Origin of the sequence: Rhizobium sp. RU36D (assembly GCF_900176345.1) — a bacterium.
In the GTDB taxonomy this organism is placed as follows: domain Bacteria; phylum Pseudomonadota; class Alphaproteobacteria; order Rhizobiales; family Rhizobiaceae; genus Allorhizobium.
The window spans coordinates 440,860-457,240 of sequence record NZ_FWXU01000001.1; the positions used below are offsets into that span (position 1 = coordinate 440,860).

The 16,381-nt window shown below is 62.0% G+C and carries 14 protein-coding genes; 13 read left to right on the forward strand and 1 reads right to left on the reverse strand.

The annotated features are described in order from the left end of the window. The first annotated feature begins 10 nt into the window (after nucleotides 1-10). The 4 genes from B9A97_RS02140 to B9A97_RS02155 all read left to right on the forward strand — a co-directional run bounded on the left by B9A97_RS02140 (nucleotide 11) and on the right by B9A97_RS02155 (nucleotide 4,306). Nucleotides 11-958 carry an ABC transporter substrate-binding protein gene (locus tag B9A97_RS02140; protein ID WP_084363310.1) on the forward strand — a complete coding sequence of 316 codons (948 nt, stop codon included), beginning with the start codon at nucleotides 11-13 and terminating at the stop codon, nucleotides 956-958. 56 nt (nucleotides 959-1,014) lie between these two features. Further along, nucleotides 1,015-1,869 carry a fumarylacetoacetate hydrolase family protein gene (locus B9A97_RS02145; RefSeq protein ID WP_084363311.1) on the forward strand — a complete coding sequence of 285 codons (855 nt, stop codon included), beginning with the start codon at nucleotides 1,015-1,017 and terminating at the stop codon, nucleotides 1,867-1,869. A gap of 67 nt (nucleotides 1,870-1,936) precedes the next feature. Beyond that, a complete protein-coding gene (locus B9A97_RS02150; protein ID WP_084363312.1) occupies nucleotides 1,937-2,713 on the forward strand; it encodes an L-fucose dehydrogenase in 777 nt (258 codons plus the stop codon). 75 nt (nucleotides 2,714-2,788) lie between these two features. Next, nucleotides 2,789-4,306: a UxaA family hydrolase gene (locus B9A97_RS02155; protein ID WP_084363313.1), complete on the forward strand. Its 1,518-nt coding sequence runs from the start codon at nucleotides 2,789-2,791 to the stop codon at nucleotides 4,304-4,306. Between the two features lie 28 nt (nucleotides 4,307-4,334). Here B9A97_RS02155 and B9A97_RS02160 read toward each other — a convergent pair whose 3' ends face one another. After that, the gene (locus tag B9A97_RS02160; RefSeq protein ID WP_084363314.1) at nucleotides 4,335-5,276 is read right to left on the reverse strand and encodes a LysR family transcriptional regulator; all 942 of its coding nucleotides are present in this window, start codon (nucleotides 5,274-5,276) and stop codon (nucleotides 4,335-4,337) included. Between the two features lie 168 nt (nucleotides 5,277-5,444). On the opposite strand from B9A97_RS02160, the gene chvE reads away from it, so the two are divergent. From chvE to B9A97_RS02205, 9 genes are all read left to right on the forward strand, one after another. Then, nucleotides 5,445-6,515, forward strand: a complete 1,071-nt coding sequence (gene chvE, locus B9A97_RS02165) for a multiple monosaccharide ABC transporter substrate-binding protein (RefSeq protein WP_084363315.1) — start codon at nucleotides 5,445-5,447, stop codon at nucleotides 6,513-6,515. 120 nt (nucleotides 6,516-6,635) lie between these two features. After that, nucleotides 6,636-8,171 carry a multiple monosaccharide ABC transporter ATP-binding protein gene (gene mmsA / locus B9A97_RS02170; protein ID WP_084363316.1) on the forward strand — a complete coding sequence of 512 codons (1,536 nt, stop codon included), beginning with the start codon at nucleotides 6,636-6,638 and terminating at the stop codon, nucleotides 8,169-8,171. Beyond that, the gene (gene mmsB, locus B9A97_RS02175; RefSeq protein WP_084363317.1) at nucleotides 8,171-9,382 is read left to right on the forward strand and encodes a multiple monosaccharide ABC transporter permease; all 1,212 of its coding nucleotides are present in this window, start codon (nucleotides 8,171-8,173) and stop codon (nucleotides 9,380-9,382) included. The genes mmsA and mmsB overlap by 1 nt, the downstream gene beginning before the upstream one ends. A gap of 10 nt (nucleotides 9,383-9,392) precedes the next feature. Then, entirely contained in the window at nucleotides 9,393-10,364 is a 972-nt protein-coding gene (gene araD1, locus B9A97_RS02180) for an AraD1 family protein (protein WP_084363318.1), read from the forward strand. 56 nt (nucleotides 10,365-10,420) lie between these two features. Further along, nucleotides 10,421-12,166, forward strand: coding sequence for an L-arabinonate dehydratase (gene araD / locus B9A97_RS02185; RefSeq protein WP_084363319.1), 1,746 nt, complete (start codon nucleotides 10,421-10,423; stop codon nucleotides 12,164-12,166). A 116-nt stretch (nucleotides 12,167-12,282) separates the two neighbouring features. Next, nucleotides 12,283-13,218, forward strand: a complete 936-nt coding sequence (locus B9A97_RS02190; protein ID WP_084363320.1) for a Gfo/Idh/MocA family protein — start codon at nucleotides 12,283-12,285, stop codon at nucleotides 13,216-13,218. A gap of 30 nt (nucleotides 13,219-13,248) precedes the next feature. Beyond that, nucleotides 13,249-14,763 carry an aldehyde dehydrogenase (NADP(+)) gene (locus tag B9A97_RS02195; protein ID WP_084363321.1) on the forward strand — a complete coding sequence of 505 codons (1,515 nt, stop codon included), beginning with the start codon at nucleotides 13,249-13,251 and terminating at the stop codon, nucleotides 14,761-14,763. 7 nt (nucleotides 14,764-14,770) lie between these two features. Continuing rightward, on the forward strand, nucleotides 14,771-15,733 hold the full coding sequence (locus B9A97_RS02200; RefSeq protein WP_348532385.1) for a 2-dehydro-3-deoxygalactonokinase: 963 nt from the start codon (nucleotides 14,771-14,773) through the stop codon (nucleotides 15,731-15,733). A 1-nt stretch (nucleotide 15,734) separates the two neighbouring features. Then, complete coding sequence (locus B9A97_RS02205; RefSeq protein ID WP_084363322.1) at nucleotides 15,735-16,373, forward strand: 2-dehydro-3-deoxy-6-phosphogalactonate aldolase; 639 nt, start codon at nucleotides 15,735-15,737, stop codon at nucleotides 16,371-16,373. Nucleotides 16,374-16,381: the final 8 nt, after the last annotated feature.

Sequence of the window (16,381 nt, forward strand, 5' to 3'; positions counted from 1 at the left end):
GGAGGATACCATGTTCACCAGACGTACGCTTATCGGCGCGGTCAGCGCCATTGCAGTCATGGCTTCGGCCGGCTTTGCCCAAGCCCAGGACAAGCTCTACATCCCGCTGATTTCCAAGGGCTTCCAGCATCAGTTCTGGCAGGCCGTGAAGGCCGGCGCCGACAAGGCGGCAGCCGAATTCAACGTCGAAGTCACCTTCGAAGGTCCCGACAATGAAACCATGGTCGACAAGCAGATCGACATGCTGACGGCCGCCCTCGGCAAGAAGCCGGCCGCGATCGGTTTTGCAGCACTCGACAGCCAGGCGGCAATCCCGCTCTTGAAGCAGGCCCAGGACGCCAAGATCCCGGTCGTCGCCTTCGACTCCGGCGTCGACAGCGATATCCCTGTTGCCACCGCCTCCACCGACAACCTCGCCGCAGCTGCTCTCGCAGCCGACAAGATGGCGGAACTGATAGGCGGCGAAGGCAAGGTTGCTCTCGTGGTCCATGACCAGACCTCGCGCACCGGCATTGACCGTCGCGACGGCTTCGTCAACCAGGTCAAGGCCAAGTATCCGAAGATCGAAATCGTCTCGATCCAGTACGGCGCCGGCGACCAGCTGCAGTCGACCGAAATCACCAAGTCGATCCTGCAGGGCAATCCGGACCTCAAGGGCATCTTCGGCGCGAACGAAGGCTCGGCCATCGGCGTTGTCAATGGCGTGAAGGAAGCCGGCCGCTCCGGCATCGTCATCATCGGCTACGATTCGGGCGCTGCCCAGAAGAAGGCCATCATGGATGGCGCCATGGCCGGCGCGATCACCCAGAACCCTGTCGGCATCGGCTACGAGACGGTGAAGGCCGCCGTTGCTGCAGCAAAGGGTGAAAAGGTCGAAAAGAACATCGACACGGGCTTCTTCTGGTACGACAAGTCCACCATGGACAAGCCGGAAATTGCCGCAGTCCTGTACGACTGATCAGTTCGTCAATCGCCCCGGGGGAAACCCCGGGGCAAACCTATGGATGTGAAACCATGAAACTTCTCCGCTTCGGCCCAAAGGGTCAGGAAAAACCGGGCCTTCTGGACAGCGACGGCCGCGTTCGCGATCTCTCCGGCCATGTCGCCGATATCGCAGGCAGCGTTCTGGAACCGGAAGGCATCGCCAAGCTCAAGGCGATCGATCCTGCATCGCTGCCCGTGGTCGAAGGCAAGCCGCAACAGGACCTGCGTCTCGGCGCCTGCGTCGGCTCGATCGGCAAGTTCATCTGCATCGGCCTGAACTATGCGGACCATGCCGCCGAAAGCAATCTGCCCGTTCCGGCAGAACCCGTGATCTTTAACAAGTGGACCTCGGCCGTCGTCGGTCCTGACGATACCATTGAAATCCCGCGCGGCTCGCAGAAGACCGACTGGGAAGTCGAACTCGGAGTCGTCATCGGCAAGGGCGGCAAATATATCGAGGAAGCCGATGCGCTGTCCCACGTGGCCGGCTATTGCGTTGTCAACGATGTGTCCGAGCGCGAATACCAGATCGAGCGCGGCGGCACCTGGGACAAGGGCAAGGGCTGCGACACCTTCGGCCCGACAGGCCCCTGGCTGGTCACCCCGGATGAAGCAGGCGATATCAACAACCTGAAAATGTGGCTTGATGTCGATGGCGTGCGCCGCCAGACCGGCACGACCGCGACCATGGTCTTCAATGTCGCCCACATTGTCTCCTATGTCAGCCGCTTCATGTCACTGCAGCCGGGCGATGTCATCTCCACCGGCACGCCTCCGGGCGTCGGCATGGGCTTCAAGCCGCCGATCTACCTGAACGGTGGCGAAGTCATCACGCTCGGCATCGAAAATCTTGGCAGCCAGCGACAGAACGTCGTCCGGACCTGATCCCCGACACACCTCCGGCCGGCGGCACCTGATGCCGCCGGCTTTCCCATTATGCAAAGGAAGAACCATGGATCTCGGACTGAAGGACAAGGTGGTCATCGTGACCGGCGGCGCGGCGGGCATTGGCGGAGCGATTTCGGAATGCCTTGCGGCCGAAGGCGCCATCCCCGTCATCTTTGCGCGTCGCGAGCCAGAGGCTTCTTTTTTGGCAGGCCTGAGGGACAAGAGCCCGAAAGCAGGCTGGGTCCAGGTTGAACTATCAGACGATGCCCAATGCGAGGCAGCAATATCGGAGACCATCTCCCGCTTCGGCCGGATCGATGGCCTCGTGAACAATGCAGGCGTCAATGACAGCGTCGGGCTGGAAGCCGGCGCCAAGGAATTCCGTGCCTCGCTTGAACGCAACCTGATCCATTATTACCTTCTGGCGCATCTGGCATTGCCGCAGCTCAAGGCCAACAAGGGCGCGATCGTAAACATATCCTCCAAGACCGCGATCACCGGCCAGGGCAATACCTCGGCCTATGTCGCCGCCAAGGGGGCGCAACTGTCGCTTACCCGGGAATGGGCAGCGGCACTGGCCAAGGACGGTGTCAGGGTCAATGCGGTCATCCCGGCCGAGGTCATGACGCCGCTTTATGAGAATTGGCTGAAGACATTCGACGATCCGGCCGCGCAATTGGCCGAGATCGTCAAGCGCATCCCGCTCGGCACGCGCATGACCTATGCGGAGGAAATCGCGGCAACGGTTGTGTTTGCGCTGTCAGACCGCGCCGGCCACACCACAGGCCAATGGCTCTTCGTAGACGGCGGCTACACCCATCTCGATCGCGCGCTGACCTGAGGGGCATCGCGCATCACAATCGCTTTCAGGGCGGACGGGGCAGGTGAGCGCCGGCAGCCATTCAGGGAGAAGGTCATGGTACAGAACAGCATTCGGCTCCATCCGGAAGACAATATCGAAATTGCGTTGCGAGATCTCGCTGTCGGTGACGCGCTGTCCGAAAGCGACGTGTCGGTGAAGGAGCCGGTGGGACGCGGCCACAAGATCGCAACGACCCGGATCGCGACTGGCCAGAACGTTATCCGTTACGGCCAGATCATCGGCCAGGCGAAGGCCGATATCGAACCCGGCGCCCATATCCATGTCCACAATCTCGGCATGGGCGAGCATACCCAGGATTATGCCTTTGCCAGCCGCAACACGCCCCTGCCGGAGATCCATGAGCCGCGCACCTTCATGGGTTATCATCGCGCCGACGGCAAGGTCGGCACTCGCAACTATATCGGCATCCTGACCTCGGTGAACTGTTCCGGCTCGGTCGCGCGCTTCATCGCCGAGGCGGCCGAGAAATCCGGCATGCTGGATGATTTCCCGAATGTCGATGGTATCGTCCCGATCGTTCACTCCACGGGCTGCGGCATGTCCGGAAAGGATGAGGGCTATGCCACCCTGTTCCGGACGCTGACTGGTTATGCCCAGAACCCGAATTTCGGCGGCATTCTGCTGGTCGGCCTCGGCTGCGAAGTGCTGCAGATCCCCGACCTCGTCGGCGGCAAGGCGCTGCGCAAGGACGGCGTTCTGCGCTACATGACCATCCAGCACGAGGGCGGCACCCGCAAGACCATCGCCAAGGGTCTGGAAGAACTGCGCGAAGTGGCGGCCTTTGCCAACAAAGCCGAACGCAAGCCCGCCCCCGTCTCCGAGATCGTCATCGGCATGCAATGCGGCGGCTCCGATGGCTATTCCGGCATTACCGCGAACCCCGCACTCGGCTATGCATCCGACCTTCTGGTGCGCCATGGCGGCACAACGATCCTGTCGGAAACCTCCGAAATTTATGGCGCAGAGCACCTGCTGACCAGCCGCGCGGAGACGGTTGAGGTCGGCGAAAAGCTGATCGAGCGCATCCACTGGTGGGAGGATTACTGCGCCCGCAATGGCGGCGAGATGGACAACAACCCCTCCCCCGGCAACAAGCGCGGCGGCCTGACGACCATCCTTGAGAAATCGCTGGGCGCGGTGGCGAAGGGCGGCACGGCACCTCTGCGCGGCGTCTATAAGTTCGGCGAGAAGATCGACAAGAAGGGCTTCGTCTTCATGGACAGCCCCGGCTTCGACCCCTGCTCGGTCACCGGCCAGGTGGCGTCGGGCGCAAACCTCATCGTCTTCACGACCGGCCGCGGCTCGGTGTCCGGCTACAAGCCCACCCCCTGCATCAAGCTCGCCACCAACACGGAAATGTATGAGCGCTTGAGCGAGGACATGGACCTAAACTGCGGCGACATCGTCACCGAAGGCGTCAGCATCGAGGAAAAGGGCCGCGAACTCTTTGAACTCATCATCCGCGTCGCCTCCGGCGAGGAAACCAAGAGCGAGGCCCTCGGCTTCGGCGGCGCAGAATTCGTGCCGTGGCAGATCGGCGCCGTGATGTGACACCAGCCGGGCTGACGCGCCATGTGCGTCAGCCCCTGTTCTGAATGTCGATCTCGCGCAAAACCAGTTCGTGCAACCGCGCAGCAACCGGCGTCAGGCGCTTCCCCTTGAGCATGATCAGGTGATACGGCACGACGGAGACGGGCGCGGAGATATCGAGTCGGCAGAGACCCGTCCCGGATGTGTATCGACAGAGCAAATCAGCGACCTCCCGCGACATCGGCGCGATTGCATTGGACGACGCAAGCGTCGCGATCATCACCAGAAGCGACGTCGTGTTAACGATGTTGGACGGAATCGGTGCAGATTGCAGGATGAAAGTATTCTCCAGAGCCTGCCGCATGGGCGCTCCCGGCGCCTGCATGACCCACGGAAAATGGACCAGGTCTGCAATTTTTAGGTGTACTGCATCCGCCAGCGGATGGCGCTGATGGACCAGCAGATCGACCTCTTCCTCCAGCGCACCTGTGATGCTGAACTGCCGCGCATCCACGCCTGACGGCACGCGCCCGAGCACAAAATCGTGATGGCCGGCGAGCAGATCCGAGATCAGCGTACCGCTGGCGGTGACGTCGACATGGATGTCTGCCGTCTCGGCCTCCGCCTTCAGAGCCTGGATCGCGGGCACGATATAGCCCACTGCACCGCCCGTAACGGCCCCAACCCGCACGGTTCCGGTCAATCCGCGCTTGATCGCATCCACCTCGCGCGCAGCCTCGCGGATCTCTTCCAGAAGGTTCTTTGCCCGGCGCGCCAAGGCACTTCCCACGGGCGTCGGCTCCATGCCCTTGGGCGTGCGCACGAAGACCGGGGCCTCGATCAGCCGCTCTATTTCCGACAGCATCCGCGAGGCCGCAGGCTGCGAAATGGACAGGACATTGGCCGCCAGACTCAACTGTCGCGTTTCCTCGACGGCACGGATGAGACTGAAGTGTTTGGGCAGCAAGCGGGTGGCGATACGATCGGACATGCCTCAACATATCATTTCTGGTATGGCTGATGTCAAATATTTCATTTGATCGATATGAAGTGGGCGATAAGAGTTGCGCCGGATCACGCCGCATTGTCTGCGTGTGGTTCTCATCCCGGGCGGCCAGCAGACGGAGCTGGGGCCGCCGGGTCACCAAGGGAGGTTCCTGTGAAAAAGCTCACAACTCTATTCGCGTCGATTGCACTCGGCGTATCGCTCCTGACTTCGGGCGCTTATGCGCAGGACAAGGGCACGGTCGGCATCTCCATGCCCACCAAGACGTCGACCCGCTGGATCTCCGATGGCGAGACCATGGAAAAGCTGTTCAAGGACGCCGGCTACACCCCGGACCTGCAGTTCGCCGATGACGACATCCCGAACCAGCTCGCCCAGATCGAAAACATGGTCACCAAGGGTGCCAAGGTTCTCGTGATCGGCGCCATCGACGGCACCACGCTGTCCGACATCCTGCAGAAGGCCGCTGACGCAGGCGTCAAGGTTATCGCCTATGACCGCCTGATCCGCGACTCCGGCAATGTCAGCTACTACGCCACGTTCGACAACTTCCAGGTTGGCGTTCTCCAGGCAACCTCGCTGGTCGATGGCCTGAAGGCCAACTTCGGCGACACCAAGCCTTGGAACGTTGAACTGTTCGGCGGTTCGCCGGATGATAACAACGCCTTCTTCTTCTACGATGGCGCAATGTCGGTTCTGCAGCCCCTGATCGACAAGGGCGACATCGTCGTCAAGTCCGGCCAGCAGGGCATGGACCAGGTCGGTACGCTCCGTTGGGACGGTGCAGTTGCACAGGCCCGCATGGAAAACCTGCTCTCCTCGACCTACACCGATGCCAAGGTTCACGGCGTTCTGTCTCCCTATGACGGCCTGTCGATCGGCATCCTGTCGGCTCTGAAGGGCGTTGGCTACGGCTCTGGCGACATGAAGATCCCCGTTGTCACCGGCCAGGACGCCGAACTGCCGTCCGTCAAGTCGATCCTGGCTGGCGAACAGTACTCGTCCGTCTTCAAGGACACCCGCGAACTGGCAAAGGTCACCGTCGGCATGGTTGAAGCCATCATGGGCGGCAAGGAGCCTGAAGTTAACGACACCAAGACCTACGACAACGGCGTCAAGGTTGTTCCGTCCTACCTGCTGAAGCCGGTAGCCGTGGACAAGTCCAACGTCCGTGACCTGATGGTCTCGTCCGGCTATTACACCGCCGACCAGATCGACAAGTAATCACACCTGTCGTTTCGGGGTCCACGAGCGATCGTGGGCCCCTTTTTATCACGCTGAGGCAACTCGCGCTTTAAGCCCGGCCCCCGATGCATCATCCGGGTGGGCACTGGAATTCTGCACATGGACAACATCATTCTCGAGATGCGAGGCATCACCAAGACATTTCCGGGCGTGAAGGCGCTGGACAATGTCAGCTTCAAGGTTCGCGAAGGCGAAATCCACGCGCTCGTCGGTGAAAATGGCGCAGGCAAGTCGACCCTGATGAAGGTTCTGAGCGGCGTCTATCCTGCCGGCACCTATGACGGCGACATCTATTACGACGGTGAAGTCCGCCGTTTCTCGACGATCTCCGACAGCGAGCATCTCGGCATCATCATCATCCACCAGGAACTGGCGCTTGTGCCGCTCCTGTCGATCGCCGAAAACATCTTCCTCGGCAACGAGGTTGCAACGAACGGCGTCATCCGCTGGCCCGAGACATTCGCGCGCACCCAGGCGCTGCTGGAAAAGGTCGGCCTGTCGGATTCCCCGACCACCCGCATCACGGATATCGGCGTCGGCAAGCAGCAATTGGTGGAAATCGCCAAGGCGCTGTCCAAGAAGGTGCGCCTTCTGATCCTCGACGAGCCGACCGCATCGCTCAACGAGAAAGACTCCGACGCGCTGCTGACACTGCTGATGGAATTCCGCAAGCAGGGCATGACGTCGATCATCATTTCCCACAAGCTCAATGAGATCCGCAAGGTCGCCGACCAGATTACGGTCCTGCGTGACGGCGGAACGGTTGAGACGCTGGACTGTCACAAGGAAGAGATCAGCGAAGACCGGATCATCAAGGGCATGGTCGGTCGCGACATGGAAGACCGCTATCCGCCGCGCACGCCGAAAATCGGCAATACGCTGCTCGAGGTCAAGAACTGGAACGTCTTCCACCAGCACCACCGCGATCGCCAGTTCTTGCACGACGTAAACTTCAACGTCCGCGCTGGCGAAGTCGTTGGCGTCGCCGGCCTTATGGGCGCTGGCCGCACCGAGACCGCGATGAGCCTCTTCGGCAGGTCCTGGGGCCATCGCATCTCAGGCGAAGTGCTGATGCATGGCAAGCCGGTCGATGTCAGCACGATCCCGAAGGCGATCGATGCCGGTCTGGCTTACGTGACCGAGGACCGCAAACATCTCGGCCTCGTGCTCGCCAACAACATCAAGGAAAACACGACGCTTGCCAATCTTCCGGCGGTGTCCAGCAACGGCGTGATCGACAGCCGTCGTGAAGCGAGCGTTGCAACGGACTATCGCACCAAGCTGCGTATCCGCTCGCACTCGATCTACCAGGAAACGATCAACCTCTCGGGCGGCAACCAGCAGAAGGTCGTTCTGTCCAAGTGGCTGTTCACCAATCCCGAAGTCCTGATCCTGGACGAACCCACGCGCGGCATCGATGTCGGCGCAAAGTTCGAAATCTACACCATCATCAACCAGCTTGCCGCTGAAGGGAAAGGCATCCTGATGATTTCATCGGAAATGCCGGAACTTCTTGGAACCTGCGACCGCATCTACGTCATGAACGAAGGTCGCATCGTCGCCGAGCTTTCGAAGGAAGAAGCAAGCCAAGAGTCCATCATGCGTGCCATCATGCGCTCTGGGGAGAAACACTAATGGCCATCGACACAAAAACAGAAGCACCCCAAATGTCCGTGGGCAGCTATCTCCGCAACAACATCCGTGAATACGGCCTGCTGATCGCACTCGTCGTGATCATGTTGTTCTTCCAGGTCATCACCGGCGGCGTGCTGTTCCGTCCGGTCAACATCACCAACCTGGTGCTGCAGAACTCGTTCATCGTCATCATGGCGCTTGGCATGCTGTTGATCATTGTCGCCGGGCACATCGACCTCTCGGTCGGCTCGATCGCGGCCTTCATCGGCGGGGTCTCGGCCACCATGCTGGTCACCTGGGGATGGCACTGGGCGCTGGTCGTACCGCTGTGTCTGGTCATCGGGGGCCTGGTTGGCGCCGCACAGGGCTATTGGATCGCCTACCAGAAGATCCCGGCCTTCATCGTCACTCTGGCCGGCATGCTGGTTTTCCGCGGCCTGACCTACCTGGTCTTGTCGAACCGTCCACTCGGCCCGTTCCCCAAGGATTTCCAGGTCCTGTCGACCGGCTTCGTTCCCGACTTCCTGACGTTCGTGAACCCGGTGCCGGAGACCATCCAGAACCTTGCCGCGCTGGTCATCGTCGTTATTCTCGTTGCGCTGGCAATCTGGAACGGTATGCGCGAGCGCCAGATCAATCTGCGTCACGGCACCGAGAATGAACCCTTCGTCTTCTTCGTCGTGCAAATGGGCATCATCAGCGCGGTCGCCCTTTTCCTCGGCTTCCAGCTGTCGACCTATCGCGGACTGCCGAACGTTCTCGTCGTGATGGGCCTGCTGATCGCAATCTACTCCTTCCTGACCACCAGGTCGGTCATCGGCCGCCGCATCTACGCGCTGGGTGGCAACGAGAAGGCCGCGAAGCTCTCGGGCATCAATACCGAGCGCCTGACATTCTACGCCTTCGTCAACATGGGCGTGCTTGCAGCACTCGCCGGCATGATCATCGCTGCCCGCCTCAACTCGGCAACCCCGAAGGCCGGCGTCGGCATCGAGCTCGACGTCATCGCGGCCTGCTTCATCGGCGGCGCTTCGGCGTCCGGCGGCGTGGGCAAGATAACGGGCGCTGTCATCGGTGCCTTCATCATGGGCGTCCTCAACAACGGTATGTCCATCATGGGCCTTTCGATCGACTACCAGCAGCTCGTCAAGGGCCTGGTACTGCTCGCTGCCGTCTTCTTCGACGTCTACAACAAGAACAAGTCCGCCTGAGGTAATACTGATGTTTCTGTCGCAAACCAAGGACGGCCGCGTTATCTGCCGTGAGGGCGATGTTGCCCGTATCGTTCCCGGCGTGGCATCGACCTATGACCTGGCGACGGCCGCCATCGCGGCCGGCCAGACGCTGGCCCAGGCGATTGCCGCACGCGGCGCCGGCGATACCGTCGATCTGGCAGCACTGGCCGCCGACGGCGCGCTCGACTGCCCGATCCGCCATCCCGATGCCGCCCATATGTACCTGACGGGCACCGGGCTTACCCATCTCGGTTCGGCCTCGACCCGCGACAGCATGCATGCGGGCGGTGATACCGCCGGGATGACGGACTCGATGAAGATGTTCCGCATGGGTCTGGAAGGCGGCAAGCCCAAGCCCGGTGAAAAAGGCGTGGCGCCGGAATGGTTCTATAAGGGTAACGGCGTCAATGCCGTCGGTCCCGCCGCAGCACTGGTGTCGCCCTCTTTCGCGCTTGATGGTGGTGAAGAGCCTGAAATGGCCGGCTTCTACATCATCGGTCAGGACGGTACGCCCTATCGCCTGGGCTTCAGCCTCGCCAACGAGTTTTCCGACCATGTGACGGAAAAGATCAACTACCTCTACCTCGCCCATTCCAAGCTGCGGCAGGCATCCTTTGGTCCTGAACTTCGCGTAGGGCGCCTGCCAGACAGCGTCGAGGGCATGTCGCGCATCCTGCGTGGCGGCAAGGTCGTCTGGGAAAAGCCGTTCCTGTCGGGTGAAGCCAACATGTCGCACACCTTCGACAATCTTGAGTACCACCACTTCAAGTACGACCTGTTCCGTCAGCCCGGCGACCTGCATGTTCACATGTTCGGCACCGCAACGCTGTCCTTCGCCGACAAGTTCGTCACAGAGCCCGGCGACGTGTTTGAGATCGAATCGGCCCAGATGGGCCTTGCGCTCCGCAATCCGCTTGAGGTTGCGGCCGAAGCACAGATTACCGTGAAGTCCCTCTAGGGATCGCGCGGCGTCTGTCCGCGCATCCCCGAGACGAAAAAGAATCGAGATACGCCATGAGTGGTTTTAAGCCGGCGGCCTGGCCCCGCAAACTGAGGTCGCAACATTGGTATGGCGGCAACAGCCGCGATACGATCTATCATCGCGGCTGGTTGAAGAACCAGGGCTACCCGCACGATCTCTTCGATGGCCGCCCGGTCATCGGCATAATGAACACCTGGTCGGACCTGACCCCATGCAACGGCCATCTTCGCGAACTGGCGGAGAAGGTCAAGGCCGGCGTGTGGGAAGCCGGCGGCTTCCCGGTCGAAGTCCCCGTGTTCTCGGCGTCGGAAAACACCTATCGTCCGACGGCTATGATGTATCGCAACCTCGCTGCACTCGCAGTGGAAGAAGCGATGCGTGGCCAGCCGATCGACGGCGCCGTGCTTCTGGTCGGCTGTGACAAGACCACGCCCTCGCTGGTCATGGGTGCGGCCTCGACCGACATCCCCTCGATCGTCGTCACCGGCGGCCCAATGCTGAACGGCTATTTCCGGGGCGAGCGCGTCGGCTCCGGCACCCACCTGTGGAAATTCTCCGAAGCCGTGAAGGCCGGCGAAATGACCCAGGAAGAGTTCCTGGAAGCCGAACAGTCGATGTCCCGTTCGTCGGGCACCTGCAACACCATGGGCACCGCCTCGACCATGGCGTCGATGGTGGAATCGCTCGGCATGGCCCTGTCGGGCAATGCGGCCATTCCGGCTGTCGACAGCCGCCGCCGCGTGATGGCGCAACTGTCCGGCCGCCGCATCGTGCAGATGGTCAAGGACGACTTGAAGCCTTCCGACATCATGACCAAGCAGGCGTTTGAGAATGCGATCCGCACCAACGGCGCGATCGGCGGCTCCACGAATGCGGTCGTGCACCTGCTGGCCATGGCCGGCCGCGTTGGCGTCGACCTGACGCTCGACGACTGGGATCGCTGTGGTCGCGATGTCGCGACCATCGTCAACCTGATGCCATCGGGCAAATACCTGATGGAAGAGTTCTTCTATGCCGGCGGCCTGCCTGTCGTGCTGAAGCGCCTCGGTGAAGCCGGCAAGCTGCACAAGGATGCGCTGACCGTTTCCGGCGGCACTATCTGGGACGAGGTGAAGGACGTCACCAACTGGAACGAGGATGTCATCCTCCCGGTCGAGAAGGCCCTGACCCAGCAGGGCGGCATCGCCGTTCTCCGCGGCAACCTCGCGCCCAAGGGCTGCGTGCTGAAGCCTTCGGCCGCTTCCCCGCATCTGATGAAGCATCGCGGCCGCGCCGTGGTGTTTGAAGACATCGACGACTACAAGGCGAAGATCAACGACGAGGCGCTCGATATCGACGAGACCTGCGTCATGGTCCTGAAACATTGCGGTCCGCGTGGCTATCCCGGCATGGCCGAGGTCGGCAATATGGGCCTGCCGCCGAAGGTGCTGCGCAAAGGCATCACCGATATGGTGCGCATTTCCGACGCCCGCATGTCCGGCACGGCCTATGGCACAGTTCTGCTGCATACCTCGCCGGAAGCCGCCCGCGGTGGCCCGTTGGCGATTGTCAAGAACGGCGACTTCATCGAGATCGACGTCGCAAACCGTCGCGTTCACCTCGATATCAGCGACGAGGAACTGCAGCATCGCCTGGCCGCCTGGCGCCCGCCGGTGGAGCCCCCGACAAGCGGCTATGCCCGCATGTTCCACGACCATGTCGAGGGTGCAGATACGGGCGCGGACTTCGACTTCCTCAAGGGATGTCGCGGTAGCGACGTGGGCAAGGATTCCCACTAATCCATAGTGATCAGCGGGCGCCAAAAGCGCCCGCCTTCATGAAAAGACGACGACAACAGCTCGACGACGGTCGCGACGCACTAGTCCGACCCTGACGATCCAGGAGCACGAGAACCATGACATCGACCGGCCGCATCGCATTGGCGCTCGCAGGCGTCGGCAAGATTGCCCGCGACCAGCACATCCCCTCCATCGAATCCGGCTCCGACTTTGCGCTGGCGGCCGCCATCAGCCGCAACGGCAAGATCGATGGCGTCGAAAACTTTGTCGATTATGACGCCTTCCTGGCCGCTCGGACCGATATCACTGCGGTTTCGCTCTGCACGCCGCCGGAAGTCCGCTTCGACATGGCCAAGAAGGCGATCAAGGCAGGCCGGCATGTTCTCTTGGAAAAGCCCCCGGCCACCACCATCGGCGAAGCCGAGGCCATGTCGGTACTGGCGAAAGAAGCCGGCGTGACCCTGTTTGCGACCTGGCACTCGCGGTTTGCCGATGCCGTCAAGCCGGCCACGGAATGGCTCGTCGGCAAGACGATCAAGAAGATCGAGATCATCTGGAAGGAAGACGTGCGCCGCTGGCATCCGGGCCAGGCCTGGATCTGGGAAGCCGGCGGCTTCGGCGTCTTCGATCCCGGCATCAATGCACTGTCCATTCTGACCGCGATCGTGCCGGGCGCGATCACCGTAAACCACGCCAAGCTTTCTTTCCCGTCCAACCGCCAGCAGCCGATCGCGGCCAGCCTTGCCATGAGCACGGCCGAAGGCGCGCCGATCGTGGCCGAGTTCGACTGGCGCCAGGAAGGTCCACAAACCTGGGACATCCTAGTTGAAACCGACGCCGGAAAACTCCAATTGAGCAAGGGTGGCGCTGAAATGTTCGTGGACGGCGTGGCGGTTGCAACCGGACACGATCGCGAATATTCAGGCATCTACCAGCGATTTGCCGAGCTCATCCGCAATGGACAGAGCGACGCCGATTATCAGCCCCTGCGGCTCGTTGCCGACGCATTCCTGCGCGGCGAACGTCACGACGTTGACGCCTTCATCGAGTAAGGCATCGACGCTCAGGAAAGGAAGACCAATATGTCCTATGAATATACCGGGAAGCACCTCGTCGCCGGCGAGTGGGTGGCAACCGAAAAGCAATTTTCCTCCGCACCGGCCCACGGACCTGTCCGCCAGTTCTCCGTTGGTTCGGCGGATCTCGTGGACCGCGCCGTCAAGGCCGCCGAGGCAGCATTCGAAACCTATGGCTATTCGAGCCGCGAACAGCGCGCCGCTTTCCTCGAGGCAATTGCCGAGGAAATCGACGCACGCGGTGACGACATCACCGAAATCGCCATGCAGGAAACTGGCCTGCCGCAGGCCCGTCTCGTCGGCGAGCGTGGCCGCACCACCGGCCAGCTGAAGCTCTTCGCCTCCCATATCCGTAAAGGCGAGTATCTCGACAAGCGTCATGATGCGGCCCTGCCTGATCGCCAGCCGCTGCCGCGCCCGGAAATCTTCCTGGTTCAGCGCCCGATCGGCCCGGTCGGCGTGTTCGGCGCGTCCAACTTCCCGCTCGCCTTCTCCGCGGCTGGCGGCGACACCGCCTCGGCGCTGGCAGCCGGCTGCCCCGTTGTCGTCAAGGGCCATGATGCCCATCCCGGCACCGGCGAAATCGTTGCCGCTGCCATCGATGCAGCGATCAAGCGCACCGGAATGCATCCGGGCGTCTTTTCGCTGATCCAAGGCGGCAGCTTCGAAGTCGGCACTGCGCTCGTCAAGCATCCGCTGATCCGCGCCGTCGGCTTCACCGGCTCGCTGCGCGGCGGCAAGGCTCTGTTCGACCTTTGCGCCCAGCGCCCGGAACCGATCCCCTTCTTCGGCGAACTCGGCTCGGTCAACCCGATGTTCATGCTGCCGGAAGCCATGTCCAATCGCGGTGAAGCGCTCGCCAAGGGCTGGGTTGGTTCGCTGACCATGGGTGCGGGCCAGTTCTGCACCAATCCGGGCATTGTGGTCACGCTGGCCGGTGCCGACAGCGACGCATTCGTCGAGACGGCCAAGTTGGCGCTTGCCGATGTCCAGCCGCAGACCATGCTGACGGAAGGTATCGCGAATGCCTATCGCGATGGAGCGAAGAAGTTCGCTGCCGCCGATGGCGTCAAGACCCTTCTCACCTCCACCTGCGACCTGCGCAACGCGACACCTTACCTGTTCGCGACGACGGGCCAGGAATGGCTTTCCAACCATGCGCTCGGTGAAGAAGTCTTCGGCCCGCTCGGCATGATCGTGACGGTATCGGATTTTGACGAGATGGTTTCGGTTGCCCGCAGCCTCGAGGGCCAGCTGACCTGCACGCTGCATCTTGATGCAGGCGATGCGGAACTCGGCAAGAAGCTGGTTCCGATCCTGGAGCGTAAGGCCGGCCGCCTGCTGGCTAACGGCTTCCCGACCGGTGTCGAAGTCTGCGACGCAATGGTTCATGGCGGCCCCTACCCGGCATCGACCAATTTCGGCGCGACATCGGTTGGCACCATGGCGATCCGCCGCTTCCTGCGTCCGGTGAGCTACCAGAACTTGCCGCACGGCCTGCTGCCGGAAGACCTGCAATAAGGAAGTCATGATGTCCGCCGGAGACAACTCACCTGTGACGGGCGCGGCCTTTGCCGCGCTCGCAGACTGGGGCACCAGCAATTTCCGGCTTTGGCTGGTCGATCGTTCCGGAGCGGTCCTGGCGGAGCGTCAGTCCGGCGAAGGCATGGGCACGATCGCCAATCCCGCCGGTTTCAGCGACGTGCTGGAAGGCCATCTTCAAGCGCTTGCAGCACCGGTGGGCCTGCCCGTGGCCATCGCTGGCATGGCGGGCGCCCGGACGGGCTGGATCGAAGCGCCCTATCTCACCGCCCCTGCCGATCTGCGCGCCCTTTACCAGGGCGCCGTCCGCGCACCCTCGGATCATCGCAAGGCCTTTATCCTTCCTGGAGTGTGCCAGCGAGAGCCCCTGCCCTACGACGTGATGCGCGGCGAGGAAACCCAGCTCGCCGGCGCAGTTTTCGCAGGCAAGGATTCGGGACTGTTCTGCATGCCCGGCACCCATTCCAAATGGGTGCTGTTGAACCAGGGTGTGATCGAGCAATTTGCCACCGTCATGACGGGCGAGCTTTTCGACCTGATCAGCAAGCAGTCCATTCTTCGGCTGTCGATGGCCGGCGCCGAACGTTCTGGCGCCGAACATCCCGCCTTTGTCGCTGCCGCCAAGGAAGCGATGGAACCGGGCTTTTCCATCACCGCACGGCTGTTCTCGATCCGCGCCAGCGGTCTTCTGTCCGGAGCTACCGCAACCGACGCGGCCGCACGCCTATCGGGTCTGCTGATCGGCGCGGAAGTTGCGGCCATGCGTCATCTCGTGCCCACGGGCGGCACTGTCCGCATCGTCGCATCAGAAAGCCTGACGGGTCTCTACAGCGCGGCACTTGCTGCCAGCGGGCTATCGGCAGAGCCGCTGGATGGCTCGGCCCTCGTGCGCAGCGGGCTTTTCGCCGCCGCCACCGCTTTGTTTGCAAACCAGAATACGGATGTCTGACATGACCTCTTCCACCGTCGCATGGCCGAAGCTCCAGCGAAACCTCGTCGCCATCCTGCGCGGCGTCAAGCCGACGGAAATCGAAGGCATGATCGACGTGCTGGTGGAAGCCGGCTTCGAGGCCATCGAGATCCCGCTCAATTCTCCCGACCCGTTCCTGTCGATCGAAATGGCGAGAAAGCGCGCGCCTGCCTCGGTGCTGATCGGCGCGGGCACCGTACTCAGTGTGGAAAATGTCGACCGCCTGAACGATGTCGGCGGCAATATCCTGGTCACGCCCAACACGGATCCGGACGTGATCCGCGCGGCGGGCGGCCATGGCATGGTCACCATGATCGGCGCCTTCACGCCAACCGAGGCGCTGACCGCCATCAAGTCAGGCGCGTCGGCCATCAAGTTCTTCCCGGCCAATGTGCTGGGACCGAAAGGCATTGCCGGCATCAAGAGCATCCTGCCACCAGACGTGCCGATTGGGGCCGTCGGCGGCGTGTCGGAAGTGGACTTCGACGATTATATGAAGGTCGGCGTCAGCGCCTTCGGCCTCGGTTCCAGCCTCTACAAGCCCGGCGCAACGACTTTGGATGTCGCCGCCCGCGCCAAGCTCACGATCGAAGCCTATGACAAGGCCGTCTCGGCCTGATGGCCGAA